At 30.3% G+C, this 17,838-nt stretch carries 20 protein-coding genes and 1 pseudogene; 4 read left to right on the forward strand and 17 right to left on the reverse strand.

Annotated elements, in window-relative coordinates; genetic code table 11:
- The first annotated feature begins 12 nt into the window (after window positions 1-12).
- From gcvH to BST83_RS14190, 3 genes are all read left to right on the forward strand, one after another.
- Entirely contained in the window at window positions 13-393 is a 381-nt protein-coding gene (gene gcvH, locus BST83_RS14180) for a glycine cleavage system protein GcvH (protein WP_104810357.1), read from the forward strand.
- A 192-nt stretch (window positions 394-585) separates the two neighbouring features.
- Window positions 586-735, forward strand: a complete 150-nt coding sequence (locus tag BST83_RS20775) for a VanZ family protein (protein WP_240614836.1) — start codon at window positions 586-588, stop codon at window positions 733-735.
- A 65-nt stretch (window positions 736-800) separates the two neighbouring features.
- Window positions 801-1,520 (forward strand): energy transducer TonB, encoded by a 720-nt coding sequence (locus tag BST83_RS14190; RefSeq protein WP_104810358.1) that lies wholly within the window; start codon window positions 801-803, stop codon window positions 1,518-1,520.
- Between the two features lie 767 nt (window positions 1,521-2,287).
- Here the strand turns inward: BST83_RS14190 and BST83_RS20780 are convergent.
- Entirely contained in the window at window positions 2,288-2,473 is a 186-nt protein-coding gene (locus BST83_RS20780; RefSeq protein WP_240614767.1) for a hypothetical protein, read from the reverse strand.
- Window positions 2,474-3,311: 838 nt separating this feature from the next.
- On the opposite strand from BST83_RS20780, the pseudogene BST83_RS14200 reads away from it, so the two are divergent.
- A pseudogene (locus tag BST83_RS14200) lies at window positions 3,312-4,113 on the forward strand (mechanosensitive ion channel family protein).
- 6 nt (window positions 4,114-4,119) lie between these two features.
- Here the strand turns inward: BST83_RS14200 and tsaB are convergent.
- The 16 genes from tsaB to BST83_RS14275 form a co-directional block, all read right to left on the reverse strand.
- Entirely contained in the window at window positions 4,120-4,806 is a 687-nt protein-coding gene (gene tsaB, locus BST83_RS14205) for a tRNA (adenosine(37)-N6)-threonylcarbamoyltransferase complex dimerization subunit type 1 TsaB (RefSeq protein ID WP_104810359.1), read from the reverse strand.
- Between the two features lie 84 nt (window positions 4,807-4,890).
- Complete coding sequence (locus BST83_RS14210; RefSeq protein WP_104810360.1) at window positions 4,891-6,222, reverse strand: TolC family protein; 1,332 nt, start codon at window positions 6,220-6,222, stop codon at window positions 4,891-4,893.
- 62 nt (window positions 6,223-6,284) lie between these two features.
- Window positions 6,285-6,566 carry a hypothetical protein gene (locus BST83_RS20785; RefSeq protein ID WP_104810361.1) on the reverse strand — a complete coding sequence of 94 codons (282 nt, stop codon included), beginning with the start codon at window positions 6,564-6,566 and terminating at the stop codon, window positions 6,285-6,287.
- Window positions 6,559-7,098 carry a DUF420 domain-containing protein gene (locus BST83_RS14220; RefSeq protein WP_104810362.1) on the reverse strand — a complete coding sequence of 180 codons (540 nt, stop codon included), beginning with the start codon at window positions 7,096-7,098 and terminating at the stop codon, window positions 6,559-6,561. Before BST83_RS14220 ends, BST83_RS20785 begins: the two co-directional genes overlap by 8 nt.
- Entirely contained in the window at window positions 7,091-7,735 is a 645-nt protein-coding gene (locus BST83_RS14225; RefSeq protein WP_104810363.1) for an SCO family protein, read from the reverse strand. Before BST83_RS14225 ends, BST83_RS14220 begins: the two co-directional genes overlap by 8 nt.
- A complete protein-coding gene (locus BST83_RS14230) occupies window positions 7,732-8,403 on the reverse strand; it encodes a hypothetical protein (protein ID WP_104810364.1) in 672 nt (223 codons plus the stop codon). Before BST83_RS14230 ends, BST83_RS14225 begins: the two co-directional genes overlap by 4 nt.
- A 160-nt stretch (window positions 8,404-8,563) precedes the next feature.
- Window positions 8,564-8,905, reverse strand: a complete 342-nt coding sequence (locus BST83_RS14235; protein WP_104810365.1) for a cytochrome C oxidase subunit IV family protein — start codon at window positions 8,903-8,905, stop codon at window positions 8,564-8,566.
- Window positions 8,906-8,925: 20 nt separating this feature from the next.
- Window positions 8,926-9,906, reverse strand: a complete 981-nt coding sequence (locus BST83_RS14240) for a cytochrome c oxidase subunit 3 (RefSeq protein WP_104810366.1) — start codon at window positions 9,904-9,906, stop codon at window positions 8,926-8,928.
- A 55-nt stretch (window positions 9,907-9,961) separates the two neighbouring features.
- On the reverse strand, window positions 9,962-10,549 hold the full coding sequence (locus BST83_RS14245) for a cytochrome c oxidase subunit 3 (protein WP_104810367.1): 588 nt from the start codon (window positions 10,547-10,549) through the stop codon (window positions 9,962-9,964).
- Entirely contained in the window at window positions 10,543-11,454 is a 912-nt protein-coding gene (gene cyoE / locus BST83_RS14250; RefSeq protein WP_104810368.1) for a heme o synthase, read from the reverse strand. The genes BST83_RS14245 and cyoE overlap by 7 nt, the downstream gene beginning before the upstream one ends.
- A 348-nt stretch (window positions 11,455-11,802) precedes the next feature.
- On the reverse strand, window positions 11,803-11,994 hold the full coding sequence (locus tag BST83_RS14255; protein WP_104810369.1) for a hypothetical protein: 192 nt from the start codon (window positions 11,992-11,994) through the stop codon (window positions 11,803-11,805).
- A gap of 154 nt (window positions 11,995-12,148) precedes the next feature.
- Window positions 12,149-12,298, reverse strand: a complete 150-nt coding sequence (locus tag BST83_RS19930) for a hypothetical protein (RefSeq protein WP_170062793.1) — start codon at window positions 12,296-12,298, stop codon at window positions 12,149-12,151.
- Window positions 12,298-12,855 (reverse strand): MOSC domain-containing protein, encoded by a 558-nt coding sequence (locus BST83_RS14260; RefSeq protein ID WP_104810370.1) that lies wholly within the window; start codon window positions 12,853-12,855, stop codon window positions 12,298-12,300. Before BST83_RS14260 ends, BST83_RS19930 begins: the two co-directional genes overlap by 1 nt.
- Window positions 12,856-12,922: 67 nt before the next feature.
- The gene (locus BST83_RS14265; RefSeq protein ID WP_104810371.1) at window positions 12,923-13,693 is read right to left on the reverse strand and encodes an enoyl-CoA hydratase/isomerase family protein; all 771 of its coding nucleotides are present in this window, start codon (window positions 13,691-13,693) and stop codon (window positions 12,923-12,925) included.
- A 132-nt stretch (window positions 13,694-13,825) separates the two neighbouring features.
- Entirely contained in the window at window positions 13,826-14,083 is a 258-nt protein-coding gene (locus BST83_RS14270) for a SemiSWEET family sugar transporter (RefSeq protein WP_205853587.1), read from the reverse strand.
- 206 nt (window positions 14,084-14,289) lie between these two features.
- Entirely contained in the window at window positions 14,290-17,733 is a 3,444-nt protein-coding gene (locus BST83_RS14275; protein WP_104810372.1) for a leucine--tRNA ligase, read from the reverse strand.
- Window positions 17,734-17,838: the final 105 nt, after the last annotated feature.

The raw sequence follows: 17,838 nt of genomic DNA on the forward strand, positions 1-17,838 counted from the left end.
AATTAAAATAAAATGAATATTCCAGCTGAATTAAAATACACCAAAGATCATGAGTGGATTCAAATTGAAGGAAACATTGCAACTGTAGGAATTACAGACTTTGCTCAAGGAGAATTAGGAGATATTGTTTATGTAGATGTTGATAGTTTAGACGACACCGTAGGGGAAGGAGACGTTTTTGGGTCTGTAGAAGCCGTAAAAACAGTTTCAGATTTATTTATGCCTTTGTCTGGTGAAGTTATTGCCTTTAATGAAACATTAGAAGATGCCCCAGAATTAGTAAATACAGATCCTTATGGCAAAGGCTGGATGATAAAAATAGAAATTTCTGATAACTCCCAAATTGAAAAATTACTAAATGCTGAAGCGTATCAAAAACTTGTTAAAGGGTAGTATTTTTATAATTGCATTAATCATTAGTATCACTATTGTTGTTTTAAGTCTTCTAAAATTACCTAGTTCTAAGATAAACATTATTAATATTGATAAAGCGTATCATAGTATTGCATATTTTGCTTTAGGAATCTCCTGGTTATTTGCTTATTACAGAAAACCAGAAAAAAATATTTCATTGTAATTTGCTGTATTATTTTCGGCATAATAATTGAGGTACTACAGAGTAGATTAACAAGTTACAGAACAGGAGATTATGTAGATGCTTTTGCAAATTCATGCGGAGTTCTATTGGCTTTATTGATTTTTAATCTATTTGTTAAAAAAAAACAGATTAATTAACGATAAGACTTGTATTTTACACAATAATTTAATTAAATTAGCAACCTATTAAAAACTTTTTAAGAATGGAAATTAAGAAAAATCCTAAATCGAATTTAGAAAATTTCAGCAAAATTTTTATGCAAATTGGTCTTGTTTTAGCCCTTTTTGTTGCTTACGCTGCTATAGAACAGAAAACATATGACAAATCCTATGGTGACTTAGGTACTGTTAATATGAATGCAGAAATGGAAGAAGATATTCCGATTACTGAAAGAGTAGAACCTGTAAAACCAGCTACTCCACCGGCACCGGCACCAGAGATAATTGAGGTTGTTAAGGATGAAAAAGAAGTTATCGAAACTGTAATAGAAACTACCGAAACGGATGAAACGAAAGCTGTAAAAATTACAGAAATCGTAGAAATTGACGAGGGTGAAGAAGTTATAGAGGACGTTAGTTTCATGATCATAGAAGATGTACCTGTTTTCCCAGGTTGTAAAGGAAGTAAAGATGAATTAAAAGATTGTTTTAGCCAAATGGTGCAGAAGCATTTCTCTAGAAAATTTGATGCTGAATTACCGAATGAATTAGGTTTATCTTCAGGTAGAAAAAGAGTATTTATCGGATTTAAAATTGATAAAAATGGTAATATTGTAAACGTACAGGCTAGAGGGCCACATCCAAAAATTGAAGATGAGGTAATAAAGGTGATGAAACAATTACCAAAGATGAAACCTGGTAGACAAAGAGGAAAACCAGTAGGCGTAAAATATAGTATTCCGTTTACTTTAATTGTAGAGTAAAAGAAAACACAAAGAAAAAGGCGTCTAGAAATTATTTCTAGACGCCTTTTTCTTTGCTTTATAAACAAGTAACTCCTCTTTTTTATGAGTAGCTTTAACTTTATAGATGCTAATAATATTAAGATAACGTTTAGCTCAACAGGACTTGATTCTAGGTAATAATAAAGTCAACTAGAGTTTTAAATGGAATTATTACAAATGGTTTATAAATATATTAATTATCAAAAGTCTATTTAAATTCTAATCTGCATTCATTATGAGTTATCATAAAAACTATCTCTGTATCAAGAACAATCTAACCGTTTAAAAGAAGTCTCTCTTTATCCAAATTTCTTCTAAAAAATTAAGTCTACGCTCTTTATTTTCATATAAAATCATGTCTATCTATCGGGAATCTTATGATTTCTAAAAACAATACTTTTAAACGATAGCTACTCCTCATACTATTTTAATAATTCTGTAAAAGATCAACACCAACATTTTCAATCTAAGTAAAGATTCACCCAGAGGAACTAAAAAGTTAAACTTTGATTAAATAGTTAAAACGTAAATTCTAGCAAATAAAAAGGCTCATTAAAATTAAAAATTTTAATGAGCCTTTTTATAAATATTCTATAACTTTACTTACTCGTTACCATAGGCAACACTAGTTTCTGCTCTCCAATCTTTAACAGATGCAATCGAATTATTTTCATAATTTATTTCTTTTAAAGAATCTTTCGACCATATAAACCACTTTCCTACTTTTTTACCACTCTTATAAAAAGCTATTTCTGTTTTAGTTCCATCTTTATCAAAACGAATCCATTCGCCAGTAATTTTTTATCCTTAAAATAACCTTCTGTTTTCACAGATCCATCTTCATAATAGTAAGTAGCTTTTACTAAATCTCCTTCTGCTTTAAAAGTAGGTTGTTTTTCTTGAGTATATCCTATTGCTGCTATACTAAGCATACAGATTGTGATTATATTTTTCATAAAGATTTAATTTTAGAGTTAACATTACTTTTACAAATATAACACATTTATTACAATTTCCAAACAATTTGGTAACATTAATTTAACATATAAAGTTAATATCCGCCAATTAAATCAAAAAAATAGTTGCAGCTTATTTCAATAAATTTTTAATATCCGTTAAAAGGTAATCCAAACTTAGTTCCTTTTACAAAGTTCTAACCACCTTAACAGATTTTATTTTAATACGAAAGATAAAATCCAATTATGTAAAATCACAAAACGGATTTCTAATAGAAAATGAAATATTTCTATTCATAGTACTTTTAAGTTTAAGTAAGAATGTAAACCAAAATATTATTAATTGGCTTTGATCTCTTTTATTCAATAATTTATTTCAAGCCTACACTATGGAAATTACACAAATACTACTTATTGGCTTTATTGTCCTCCTCCATCTATATAATTTATGGCAATAAATATTGGTCTAACCACCCAAAAGGTATCTAAGAATTTGGTTTAAAAAGCACAGAGATCGCTGAAGAAATTAAAGTTCTAGTCGCAAACTTAAGGTTTATATGATGATTTTTTAGCTGCAGATTTATTTTGATCTATCAAAACACAAAAATCAGATATTACCACCTAAGTACTAGTTTGTGCCTTTGCTACAGAAATATACGGAGCATATTCTGCAAAAAATAAGTTTATTTTATACATTCAATCAATTCTTGCCATCATAGCTATTTTCGAAATATTAATTTTATAAAAAAATCTAACTTCGTAAATTTAGACAATTTTAAATATTCTATTATTTTTACTGATTAAAATTTATAAAATGGAGAAATATATAGCCGATTTAAAGGATTCATTATTAGAATATATACCAAGTGTAATTGTAGCAATCTTTATCTTAGTCGTTGGTTTATTTCTAATTGGTATTGTCATAAGTTCATCAAAAAGGATAATGGCAAACAAGGGTGTAGATCTTAAACTTCAAAAATTTCTAGGAAATCTTGGAAGTTGGATTTTAAAAATACTATTATTTATTACTGTAATTTCTCAACTAGGAATTACTACAACTTCTTTTGCTGCAATTATAGCTGCCGGTGGTTTAGCAATTGGCTTGGCCTTACAAGGTTCTCTTGCTAATTTTACTGGTGGTGTTCTAATCATAATTTTTAAACCTATTAAAATTGGCGACTTTATAGAAGCACAAGGTCAAAGTGGTACTGTCAAAGAAATTGAAATATTTACTACGAAACTAAATACAACAGACAATAAAGAGATTATAATTCCTAATGGAGCTCTTTCTAATGGCAATATTGTTAATTATAGCACGAAAGCAACACGTCGCGTAGATTTTACTTTTGGTGTTGGCTATGCTTCTGATATCAAAAAGACAAAAGAGATTCTTTTTGGGATCCTCAATTCTCATCCGTTAGTTTTAAAAGAGCCTGCTATTGGCGTAATTTTATCAGAATTAGGAAGATAGTTCTATTAATTTATTTACGCGTGGCTGGGTTAAAAAGGAAGACTATTGGACTGTAAAGTTTGATGTTACGGAACAAGTAAAAGAAGCATTAGACGCTGCAGGAATTGATATTCCATATCCGCACAGAGTAAACATCAACAAATAAAAATTATTAGAAGGTAGGTTTCTTTTTCTTTTCCGGTATAACAACAAAATCTTTTAAATAAAAAGGTTCAAAATAAGCGACATTTTCCATGTCGCTTATTTTGAATTTATCATAAGACAATTGTGCCATTTCTCTTGCTGATGGAAATTTATCATCCACAAAAATAGCATTTTCATGTAGTATTGTTTCTTTACATTTCTGAGATCCATCGCCAAGAAAATAAACTTTACCGATTTTTAAATATTCAGAAAAGGAACTTTCATCAATTATATCTGCTTTAATTTCTCTAATAAATTGATTTTTTTGATTAAAAACAGCGGCATATACCTCCATTCGCCGTGCGTCTATCATAGGTACAATAAAACCATTATCAATAGCGATTGAATGCGATAGAGATGTTAAAGTATCAAGCGAAATTAAAGGTTTATCAAAAGCAAAACAGAGCCCTTTTGCAGCAGAAACTCCAATTCTTAGACCTGTATAAGAACCTGGCCCTTTACTTACGGCAACAGCATCAATAAGATCTGAAGTTATATTAGCTTCTCTTAAAATATCTACAATAAATGGATGTAAAACTTCTGCATGAGAATAATTTCCATTATTTAATTCTTTAATTGCTAAAATCTTGCCTTTATCAGCAATGCTTACAGAGCAATTTTTTGTGGCTGTTTCTATGTTTAAAATTATACTCAAAATCTATACTATTTTTACAAAGATAAATTAAAAAGAAAACCTCACTAAAATTAGTGAGGTTTACATGCTATATTTTTATAATTGTTATTCTAAAACTAAATCTCCAGAATAAAATTGTAATACTTTTGTTTTAAAAACATAATCGTATTTGGAACGTATTAATGTTCCTTCGGCATTTACCAAACGCGTTCTTACTTGATCAAAATCAAACTGTGTCATTGCACCAAAATTATAACGTTCTTGTGCATTTTTGAATGCTTCGTTTTGTGCTTCTAAAGAAATAGTTGCTGCCTCGTAAGATTTTAAAGCTGTTTTAACATCTAAAAAAGATTGCTCTATAGTTTGTTTTAAAGATAATTTTTCGCTCTCTAATCTTGTTTCAAAAATTTCTTTGTTGATCACAGATTGTGCTACCCTATTTTTAGTCTGAAAACGATTAAAAATAGGGATACTTACATTAAAACCCAATCCATATCCAAAGTTATCATTAAATTGATCTATAATTGGTGTATTTGAAAATCCGTCAGGTAACTTTAGACTAAATCCGTAGTTTGTAGATAATCCTACAGACGCTGTAACGGTTGGTAAAAAAGAAGATTTAGTAATCTCAATTCCTAAAGCCGCATTCTCAATTGCTAATTTTGCCCTTGCAATTTCTGGCATGGTTTGTAAAGATTTATCATAAACTGATGTTGAATTTTTATAAAATAAATCTGCAGAAGGTGCTCCAACATTTATAGGTGAGATATCAAATCCCGCAACATTTACTTGTAACAATTGTGCTAAATTTAGCAATGCAAGATCTAAAGAATTTTCTTGTTCAATTACTGATTGTAAATTTGTAGCTGCAGTAGACTGGGTGTTTAATAAATCGCCTTTAGGAATTACACCTGAATTAAATCTACTTTGTGCTGCTTCAATTTGTGTTTTGCTTATTCGGTATTGAACTTCAGCTACGTTTAAATTTTCTTTTGCAAAAAGAATATTTAAATATCCATTTACTACAAATAAAGAGATATCATTTTCAATTTTCTTTAAATCTAACAAACCGGATTCAACGCCTAATTGGGCTTGTTTAAATGTATTTGTATTTCTAAATCCATTAAAGACGGTAATTCCCGAACTAACATTAACAGAACCCCCAAAAAATGTTGTGTTTATTCTATTTTGAGAAACAGGATCAAAACCAGTTCCGAAGTTTAAATTACCTCCAGTATTTGCATTTAAATTTGGCAAAAAATTTCCTTTGGCTATTTCTACATCTTTTTTAGCCAGTTCAAGGCTCAGCCTGTTTTGTTGTATAGAAATGTTTTTTCTTAAAGCTTCGTTGACACACTCTTTTAGAGTCCATTTTTTTTGCGAAAAGGTAGCTACAGAAATGAAAAGAGCTACTAATAGAATAAGTTTAATTTTCAAAACGTATTTATTTTTGATTGATTTATATTTACATACCGTCTAAAAAGAAAATTATTGCAGTATTATAAATAAGACGACCGAAAGTAAATTATGTTACATAAATTTACTCTTATTAGATTGTTAATTTTTAGCTTGGTTTTTTTGTATCGATATAAAGTAAAAAATAAGCCACCAATTAATAAGTAAGGAAAAACCATTAAATAAGAAATTCCATTATTAACACCTTCAGCCAAACCTGAATCGCCACTCTCTAAAACTGCTTTGCACATGGCACACTGCGAGTAAGATGATTTTATAGTAAAAACAAACACTAAAAAACAACTAAGTATTCTTTTTTTAAACATAGTAAGGAGAAATCATTAGATAAACCACAACACCTGTAACAGCAACATATAGCCACATAGGAAAAGTAATTTTCGCTATTTTTTTATGCGCTGCAAAGTTACCTAATTTAGCTCTCATGTAAGTTAATAATACAAAAGGAATTATAATTATTGACAGCATAATATGAGTAATTAAAATAAAATAATACACGTATTTAATGGTTCCTTCACCACCAAATTCTGTTGAATTAGAAGTCATGTGATATCCGATATACATCAACAAAAAAAGCAAAGAACAAATAATTGCAAAAGTGTTTAATTGTTCATGTAATTTTTTGTTTCCCTTTTTTATAGCGATTACAGCAGCAATTAAAAGAACCGCAGTTAGCCCGTTGATAGAGGCATAAATTGGAGGTAAAAAAGTAAGAGGTTCCACATTAAAACCTAAATCCTTTAAATTAACCCCAAACAAAGCTGCCACAGCAATTGGAATTATAATTGATAAAGTGGTAATAATTTTTTTATATTTTCTTTCTTGCGCTAGCTTATTCATTCAACAACAATTTAATATCTTCTTTTAATTCTTTTATTTGATCTGGAAATGTTTGCTCTTGTAAAGCCCTGTAATACATAATCGGATTTCCAAATTCGTCTCTTCTAGAGCGGATATTACCTTCTTTATCAACCAAAGCAAATAAGCCTGAATGTTCAAAGCCCGCATGATCTGCATCTCCTTTTCCTGCATATAATTTAAAACCTTGATTTGATAAAGCATATACAATTTCTTCTGATTTACCCGTTAATAAGTGCCAATTTTTATGCGTAATTCCATTTTTTTTCGCATACTCCTTTAAAATATCTGGAGTATCAATTTCTGGAGTAATCGATATGGAAGCAATTCCGAATTCTGGATTTCCAAAAAATGAATCTTGAATCGTTAACATTTTTTGATTCATTAATGGACAAATAGACGGACACGTAGAAAAGAAAAACTCAACAACATACACCTTACCTTCATAGGTTTTATTCGTGATCGTTTGCCCCTCCTGATCGATAAATTCAAAGTTTGGTACTTTATTAAAAGTATGCAAATCAGTTTTTTTAAAACGATCTACTACCTTTGGAACCGTATAAATACCAAACAGCAATATGATAAAAGCAATACCTATATAAGAATATTTTTTATTCATAAACCTACTTCTTTTCTATCCGCTTTATTCTCGTTTCTCTCTTTAAAAGCCGCATAATACTCATAATAAAGCACTTTTAAATCATCTTTTAACTTTCCATTTAAAACAGAAACTGAATTCATATTGTACCCAATAAGTTTTCCATCCTTACTGTCTTCATCATTCAATCTCCCTCGTAAATTAACCTTTTTATCGATTAAAAAAGCATTCGAAGAGGCCAAATCAACAAGTGGTTTATCATACGAAAAACTTGCATAAAAAATTTCTATTTCTTCTTTTGAACTCGCCATAAAAACCCATTTTTGCATATCCGTAAAAGCACCAATTTCTTGTTTAAGATTCTCTACTTCTTTTTCTTTTCCGTTTGGATAAATTGCTAAGATTTGAAACTGCTTATACTCTATAAACTTTTTATAAATCTTTTCATTTAAATTAAAAAGACCAGACCTGTTCGAGTTTACATCATTTCCTAAAAAACAAACAATCGTTACATTCTCTTTTAATTGAGTACTTTTTGTTGCGTCAATCTCATATACATCAATAATATTAGCCTTTACAATGGGTAATTTTTTGAAATTATTTTCACCTAAAGAAAGGAGTAAAAAACAGATTAAAGGGAAAATAAAAAGTAAAAATAGAACTACTCTTTTTTTTGTTAAGAATTTCATTAGTTTGTTGTTATAATACAAATTAATTTTTGTGTTAAATAAACTTTTACCGCTAACAAGAATAAAATAACACTATTTTATTTATGTTTTTTCTGGGCATTTATTTTACAACATGTAGCATATACAAAGAGGTGGTTAAAACCACCTCTTTGTATTTAAATTACCATTTTACAAGTGGTGCTAATGTACTGTGCAGATAACCGCCTTCTATTAAAAACAATGTTACTAAATAACAGATTAGAAAAAGAGCAGTCCAAATTGCTGCGCGTCTAAACCATTTCTTTTCTCCTTCCATGTGCATGAAAGTCCAAGTAATATAATATGCTTTTAATAGCGTAAGTATAATAAAAATCCAGTTTAACGGACTTGTACCTAAAATACTTGTTAAATGTAAAACTTCTGGTTTTACAATTCCTAAATAAACTTCAACAATTGTAACTACAGATAGTAAACCAAATACCATCCATATCCTTTTTACATTAGATTCGTGTGCGTGTGCCATCTTTTGCTATTATTTTATAATTAAACTAAGTAGAAAAAAGTAAATACAAATACCCAAACTAAATCTACAAAGTGCCAATATAATCCTACTTTTTCTACCATTTCGTAGTGCCCTTTCTTTTCATAAGTACCGATCAAAACATTAAAGAATATAATGATATTAATTATGATTCCTGAAAGCACGTGAAAACCGTGAAAACCAGTAATAAAGAAAAAGAAGTTAGCGAAGATTGTCTTTCCGTACTCATTTGCATTTAAGTCAGCTCCTTCCACAACCTTTTGGCCGTTTGCCAATTCAGCCAGACCTTTTTCTCTAGAAAGAATATATTTCTTTTTAGTATCTAAATCAATTTTTTCTATCCTAATTTGTACAGAAGGATCTGCTTTGTAAGAAGCTGTAATTTGAGCTAATGAATATTCAGGAACTTCCTCACCACTAACAAACCATAAACCATTCTTTTTGGTGTGCGTTACTCTTTCGTCCATTCTATTTCCAACAACAAAGTCTGATAACGCTATTTGGTGACCATCTTTTACAAATTGCAAAACTTTACCATTGGTCGTTTTTACGGCCCCATAAGATCCATTAATAAAAGTATTCCATTCCCAAGCTTGAGAACCTACGAATATTAAACCTCCAATAATTGTCGCAAACATATACCAAGCTACTTTACTTTTTTGCATTTTATGACCAGCATCTACAGCCATTACCATCGTTACTGAAGAAAAAATCAGTACAAATGTCATAAAAGCCACATAATACATAGGATAATTCCCATGTATAAATGGCACGTGCGTAAACACCTCGTCTGCAATTGGCCATGAATTTATAAATTTAAAACGGGTTAAACCGTAAGCTGCTAAAAACCCTGAAAAGGTTAACGCATCAGAAACGATAAAAAACCACATCATCATTTTACCATAACTTGACCCAAATGGGCTAACTCCTCCGCCGCTCCAAGTGTTTTTCCCGTCTGAAGGTGTAGCAATATTTGCTTCCATAAATATTCTCTGTTAATTAATGCTTAATTTAGATTGTAAAAATAACTATTTTTCATCACTTAATAAAAGAGAAAAAGAAAAATAGATAAATCCATAATAGATCTACAAAATGCCAGAAGATTGCACCTAGTTCAAAACCAAGCATATCGTCTTGTTTGTATTTGTATTTAAAATGATTATAAATAACAACCAAAAGTACAACTAGACCGGCAAACAAATGCAAAACGTGCATAAAAGTGATCCCAATTATAAATGAAGTTGAAACTGTACTTTCCGGACCTGTAAAAAACAACCCAATACTTTTAAGCTGATTAAAACCAACATATTGTTGCCAAACAAAACCGATCCCTAAAAGTAATGTTACAACTAACAAAATTAATGACAATTGCCTTTTGTTTTGTTTTAAAAACCTTTGTGATAAAAATAATGTAATACTACTTGCTACTATTAAAATTGTGCTTACATAAAATGACTGTGGCAAATCGAACGAAACCCAATCATTACGATTCATACTAATTACGTATGCGCTTGTTAATCCTGCAAAAAACATCACCATGCTAATCATAGAAATCCATAACATTGGTTTTGCAGATTTCTTTTTAGCGACTATATACTCTTGTTTTAAAACTTGTTCTCCTACCATATTTTAATGTAAAATTTATCTACTACATATATAACTTGCACAACAGTAATGTACAAAACACTAGATAACATTAGTTTTCGCGCATCTGTATTTTTTTCTGATTTATGCAACTGAACTGCATAATATAACATTACTACCCCTAATAAAGCAACAATTACTGCGGTTGCTGGATAAATATAAAAATTTCCTGATAATTTTAATACTGGAGCGATTGAAACCAATATCATTATAAGCGTATAAAAAATAATTTGTTTTACAGCCCTTTTATCCTTGGTATTCATGGGTAACATATTAAATCCTGCTTTTTTATATTCTTCAAATTGCAACCAACCAATTGCCCAAAAATGTGGGAATTGCCAGAAAAACTGAATCATAAATAAAAACCCTGCTTCTATACCAAAATGATCTGTTGCTGCAACCCAACCTAACATAAAAGGAATAGCACCCGGAATTGCCCCCACAAAAACAGCCAATGGTGTTACCGATTTTAAAGGAGTGTAAGCGCAAGTATATAAGAAAATTGAAATTGCACCAAACAAAGCGGTCTTTGGGTTGATACTATATAGAATTGAAATTCCTAAAACCGTAAATAGAATAGCAATTGCCATTGCAAAATTTACAGACATTCTTTCCGTTGGCAAAGGCCTGTTTAGGGTACGAAGCATAATTGCATCTGTATCTTTCTCAATAATTTGATTAAAAGCATTAGATGCACCAACCATAAAGAAACCCCCTAAAGCTAGTAATAAAAGCGTAGTGTAATTAATAGTGTCTACTGCTAATAAATAACCTGCAACCGAAGAAAAAACCACACTTAAAGAAAGACCAACTTTTGTGAGTTGTTTTAAGTCTGAAAAAAGTGCACTCATTGATGTTCTTGTCTCTGAAATTGCTATTGAATCCATAGTTCTTGTAATCGACTGCAAAGATATTTTATAAATATCAATTTACCATAGAAATTTTGAGGTTTTGTTTGTTAAAAATTAAAAAACCCACTCAATAAATTGAGTGGGAAAATTGCTATGAAAAAGAAAAAGTGTGACTTACTTAAAAATCACAAGTAAAGGTAATTTAATATTTTTTAAAAAAACATTAAATTATATTTTTTTTATAATTTTTGCATTTCATCCTTTTTTTTTGCTCTTTTATTTTTTAACCGCAATTAATAAGCCTAATTTAAAGAAAAACCTATTTCTCTAATTCAGAATTTAGTAATTTTTTATTATTCGGAATTCATAAATTTTCTGTTTTTATTAAAAAATAAAATAATAAATACTATCAAAAACTACATCATGTAAAGATCCATCATTTTTATTTAAGAAAAGTGAATCATTTTTAAAATAATAGGTTCCTTTTTTAGTACAAACTTCATTTTTTAAAGCTTGTTTAACTTCAAGAGTTTTATCAGTAAATAGTATAATTTTTGAGGTTATCTCTACTCCCATTGAATTTTTAAAGAATATTTTCTTATTTTTAAACAAAAATTTTCTTTGATATTTTATGCAAATAAAGAAATATGAAAGATGAGAATAATTAGCAAAGGCATAAAGTTAAACGACAATCTTTTGATAGAAAAATTATACAAATCATAAAAAGTGATTACCAGAAAAGCAATGGCAAATAAATTGTAAGTCCTGTAATTATTGATAAATTTGCAACTTCAAAGCAATAATCTACCAAATAAATTAGATTTAAAAAGGGTAAAAATGCATATACAATAAGTACTAAATGTGTTTTCTCGAATTTCATTAGATACCTTCTTCTTTTTTTCTTTTTATTAATAAGTCTGCAATTGTTGAATTTTCTGGACAGCTTTTTATTTGTATAAACTCATCATCAACCTTTACAAAACCTGTTTGTAGCACTTTAAAATACACGCCACAAAAAGTAGTATTCCAAAATTGTTTTACAATTTTCATAGTGTTAAAACGAATTCCCAATTTATAACATGGGCTTCTTTGCAAGGTTGCTTCTAAAATTGTTTCGCCAACTTTAAAAGTATCACCCACATGAATTTTTGTTTCATCAAGGTCATCGATTGTTAAATTTTCTCCGAACATTCCTAAACTCCATTCTAACTTCGGATACAAAGGTTTCCAAAAATCATAATGTTTTAGAGAATATCCATAAATAGCCTGCTCAATTCCTCCATGATTTTCACGATCACAAATTGCATCTCCTTTTACTTCTTCCTTATCTAAAAAAACAGGCGTATTAATAGGAAATTTAAAAATACCCGTTGTTACCTTCTCCCTCATATAAATGATTTCCTTTCGTTCACCAATATTTGTAGATACAATTTTCATTTATATTTTTTTAAATACTTTCAGTATTTTTAGATACTGAATCAAGTTCAGCATAAACTTTTCAAGTTTACTTTTTAGAGAATTTGGCCAACGCATTTTTAGTGAATTCTGATAAAACCAATTCTCCTGAAACAGCAGCTCTTTCGGCTAATAAATCATCCCAATTTTGGGTATTTTCCCATAAAACCTTTTTCATCTCCGCTAAAGCCGATGGATTGTAAGATGCTAATTTCGATGCAAATATTTCTACTTCTTCATCTAATTCTTTAATCGTTTCAAAAACTTTAGCATACAACCCTTTTTCTTTTGCCCAATAAGCATTTTTCCAATCGGTAGCATCTAAAGTTAATTCTGACAAACCTGCAACTCCTATTTTACGTTTTACGGCTGGTTCAATTACAAAAGGACCAATACCAATCGTAAATTCTGACAATTTAATTGCTGCATTTTCTGTTGCCAACACATAGTCGCAGGCAGCAGCCAAACCAACTCCTCCTCCTACAGTTTTTCCTTGAACTCGACCAATAATAAGTTTACCACAAGTTCTCATGGCGTTTAGTACGTTCGCAAAACCAGCAAAAAATCTTTTACCTTCTTCTAAATTTGAAATAGCAACTAATTCATTAAAAGAAGCACCCGCGCAAAACGCTTTTTCTCCTTCGGATTTTAAAATGATTACAGAAATAATATCGTTTTTCGCAATTGAATTCAGTTCTTTTGTAAGTCTTTCTAACAATTCACTTGGAAAAGAATTACCTGCAGGATGCCCAAATTCTATAGTCGCAATATTCTTTTGAAAGCTGGTGTATAAACTTCCATTTTGTCTAGTAGTTGTCATTAAATTCAAGTTTGTTCAAAAGTAGCTTTTTATTGATAGAAAATCAATCTAAAATTATGAAGTTATGCAGAATAAAAAAAGTCATCACAGAATTTGCAATGACTTTCATTTTTTTTATAAAAAATTCATTTCTTATTTGTACTTCAATTTCATAACCACTAAAAACAAAGATGATATTGCTGTAATTGAATTTGCTAAAATCATTGGCAAACTCCTTAAATGAATGCCGTAAATTAACCATAAAACAATCCCGATAAAAAAGGTTGTGTACATTGTTAAAGAAAGTCCTGAAGTATCTTTTGTTTTATAGGTTTTAAAAACTTGTGGCAAAAATGAGGCTGTTGTTATAAACGCAGCAACTAAACCAATAACTTCGTAAAAATCAATCACTATTTTTTATTTTTTTTTGATGTATTCCGATCTTACTAAATCAAGTTTCAGTAATAATCTTTCGATTTTTTTAAATGAGATTTCTCAATCGCCTAAAAAGACACTTTTCGAAATGACAAATAAATTATAGAAACCGACTAGCAGATCGCTTCATGCCTCGAAATGACATTTTACAAACAAACTAATAACCTGAAAAGGCTGCGCCTCTAGCTTACTATGTTTACGATTTTTCCAGGAACAATAATTACTTTTTTAGGAGCTTTACCTTCTAGTTGTGCAATCGTTTTTTCGTTTTCTAAAACTGCTTTTTCTATTTCTTCTTTTGATAAATCTAACGGAAGCTCTAGCGTAAAACGCATTTTTCCGTTAAAAGAAATAGGATAATTTTTAGCGCTTTCTACCAAATGTTTTGCATCAAAAACAGGGAAATCAACTGTTGAAATCGATTTTTTATTTCCTAACTGACTCCATAACTCTTCTGAAATATGAGGTGCATATGGCGATAATAAAACCAATAAAGGTTCTAAAATTTCACGTTTGTTACAATTTAAAGCAGTTAAACCGTTTACAGCAATCATAAAGGTAGAAACAGACGTATTAAAAGAGAAATTCTCGATATCTTCTTCTACTTTTTTAATTGTTTTGTGTAAAACTTTTAATTCTTCTGATGTTGCTTTTTCTTCTGAAACTTCAAAAACTTCTTCGTTATAATATAGCTTCCACAATTTCTTCAAGAAAGAAGAAACTCCAGAAATACCTGCCGTATTCCAAGGTTTTGCTTGCTCTAAAGGACCTAAAAACATCTCAAATAAACGCAAACTGTCAGCACCATATTGAGTTACAATATCATCAGGATTTACAACATTATATTTAGACTTAGACATTTTTTCTACTTCACGAGAAACTTCGAAAGCACCATCTTCTTCTATAATAAATTCTGCATCTTTAAATTCTGATCTCCAATTTTTAAACGCTTCTAAATCTAATTCATCCGAAGAATTTACATAAGAAACATCCGCATGAATTGAACGCACTTTTAAAACTTCTTTATTCCATAAAATAGATTTAAAGCCTAGTTTTTTTGCAAGCTCTAAAAGAGTTCCGTATAAATTCTTCACTTTTAAAAGATCCGCCTCAGCTACGTGATATTTTTCTATAATTCCATCATCATTTATTGTAGGTTCATTCCAGAAATCATAATAAAGAATGCTGTTTTTATTGATAACATCAATAACTGATTTACTAAAAAGTATTTTTGTATCCGTAGTACTAATTAAATCGTCGTTTTCAGCGATAAAACTGCCTTCAAAAATAGACACGAAAGCAGATGTTCCCAAAATCATTCCTTGGTTAATCAGTTTTTTCGCAAACTCATCTACAGGCACAATTCCTTTATCAAACAAGAATTTTTGCCAAAAACGTGCGTATAATAAATGGCCAGTTGCATGTTCAGAACCTCCAATATATAAATCTACTTCTTTCCAATATTCTAAAGATTCTTCGCTTGCAAATTCGGTTGAATTTGTAGCATCCATATATCTATTAAAATACCAAGAACTTCCTGCCCAACCTGGCATTGTATTTAATTCTAAAGGAAAAACTGTTTTGTTTTTCAACTTCTCATTAGAAACTACTTTCTTTCCACGAGAATCCCACGCCCATTCTGTTGCATTTCCTAAAGGTGGCTTCCCATCTTCCGTTGGTAAGTATTTTTCAACTTCCGGCAACACAATTGGCAAGTGTTTTTCGTCAATCATTTGTGGCATTCCATCTTTATAATATACCGGAAAAGGTTCTCCCCAATAACGTTGTCTGCTAAAAACAGCATCACGCAAACGGTAATTTATTTTTCCGTAACCAAAACCACGTTTCTCCATTTCAAAAATGGCTAATTTTAATGCTTTCTTATATTTTAATCCTGATAAAAAATCTGAATTTGCAATTTTCGTTCCGTCTTTATCAGTATGCGCAGCTTCCGAAATATCAACTCCTTCAAAAATATTCGGAATCGGAATATTAAAGTGTTTTGCGAAATCGTAATCACGCTGATCACCACAAGGAACTGCCATAACTGCGCCTGTTCCGTAGTTTGCTAAGACGTAATCTCCAATCCAAATTTGTACTTTCTCACCAGAAAAAGGGTGAATTGCATACGCACCAGTAAACGCGCCAGAAATGGTTTTTACATCTGCCATTCTATCACGCTCAGAACGTTTTGCAGTTGCTGTAATATAATTTTGAACGGCTGCTTTTTGTGCATCCGTAGTAATTTTTGCAACTAATTCATGTTCTGGAGCTAATGTCATAAAACTTACTCCGAAGATAGTATCTGGTCTTGTTGTAAAAACTTCAATTTTATAAGAATTCTCTACTGCGACCGGAGTAGCATCGTCTTTACTTTCTAACTTTTCAATTGGTTTTGAAAACTGAATTGTATTGTTTATTTTAGCAACAACAGCCAGTACGTTATCAATAACTTCTTGATTGGTAAAACGAAGAAAATTAAATCCTTCACTTGTAAAAAACTCTGATCTTGCGGCTTCCTCTTCTTTGCCAGAAAACTCAACAATTATATTTTTTGCTAAACACACATAATCCACTAAAAATGTACCAATTGTATATTTTTTTCTGAATTTTGCTGCGCCTTTTTTGTTTTTTAATTCATCCCAAAGAATTGCTTCTGCTTTTGATAAATTTAAACGCAATTCTTTTAAAGCTTCTAATTCTTTGTACGATAATTTTACTTCGGATGTTAATTTTGCAGCACCTGAATCTACTTTAAAAGAAACCATTGCACCTTGACTTCTACCAATCCAATTTCTTTGAGATTCTTTCAATGGTTGTGGCCAATCAATCGTTTCTAAACCATCTAACAAACGCTGCGCGTATGCAGAAATTCGCATCGACCATTGTGTCATCTTTTTTCTGACAACAGGATAACCGCCACGTTCGGAAACTCCGTTTACAATTTCATCATTTGCTAAAACGGTTCCTAAATCAGGACACCAATTTACTTCTGTATCCGATAAAAAAGTTAAACGATATTGTAATAAAAGTTCTTCTTGTTCTTTGGTTGAAAACGCATTCCATTCATCCGAAGAAAAAGAACTAATTTCTTCATCACAAACGGCATTTACAGTTGTATTTCCTTCCTTTTTAAAAACAGAAATTAAAGTAGAAATATCTTCTGCTTTATCTGTGTCTTTATTATACCAAGAATTGAATAATTGGATAAAAATCCATTGCGTCCATTTATAATATTCCGGACTCGAAGTACGCACTTCTCTACTCCAATCGAAAGAAAAACCAATTTGATCTAATTGTCTTCTGTATGTTTTAATATTTTCTTCGGTTGTTTGCGCTGGATGTTGCCCTGTTTGAATTGCATATTGTTCTGCTGGCAAACCAAAAGAATCATATCCTTGCGGATGCAATACATTAAAACCTTTATGACGTTTGTAACGCGCATAGATATCACTTGCAATATAGCCTAAAGGATGGCCAACATGTAAACCTGCTCCTGACGGATAAGGAAACATATCTAACACATAATATTTAGGTTTCTCCGATTCATTATTGGCTTTAAAAGTTTGGTTTTTTGCCCAAAATTCCTGCCATTTCTTTTCAATTTCTAAGTGATTGTATTGCATCTATTTTCTTTTTAAGAAGCTGCAAATTTACGTTTATTCTTGTTAACAGTAAATTGGAATTCTGAATAAAAAATCAGAAATTAACTGTTTAAATAATTTTTAAAT

It is taken from the genome of Polaribacter filamentus, assembly GCF_002943715.1.
GTDB lineage: Bacteria > Bacteroidota > Bacteroidia > Flavobacteriales > Flavobacteriaceae > Polaribacter > Polaribacter filamentus.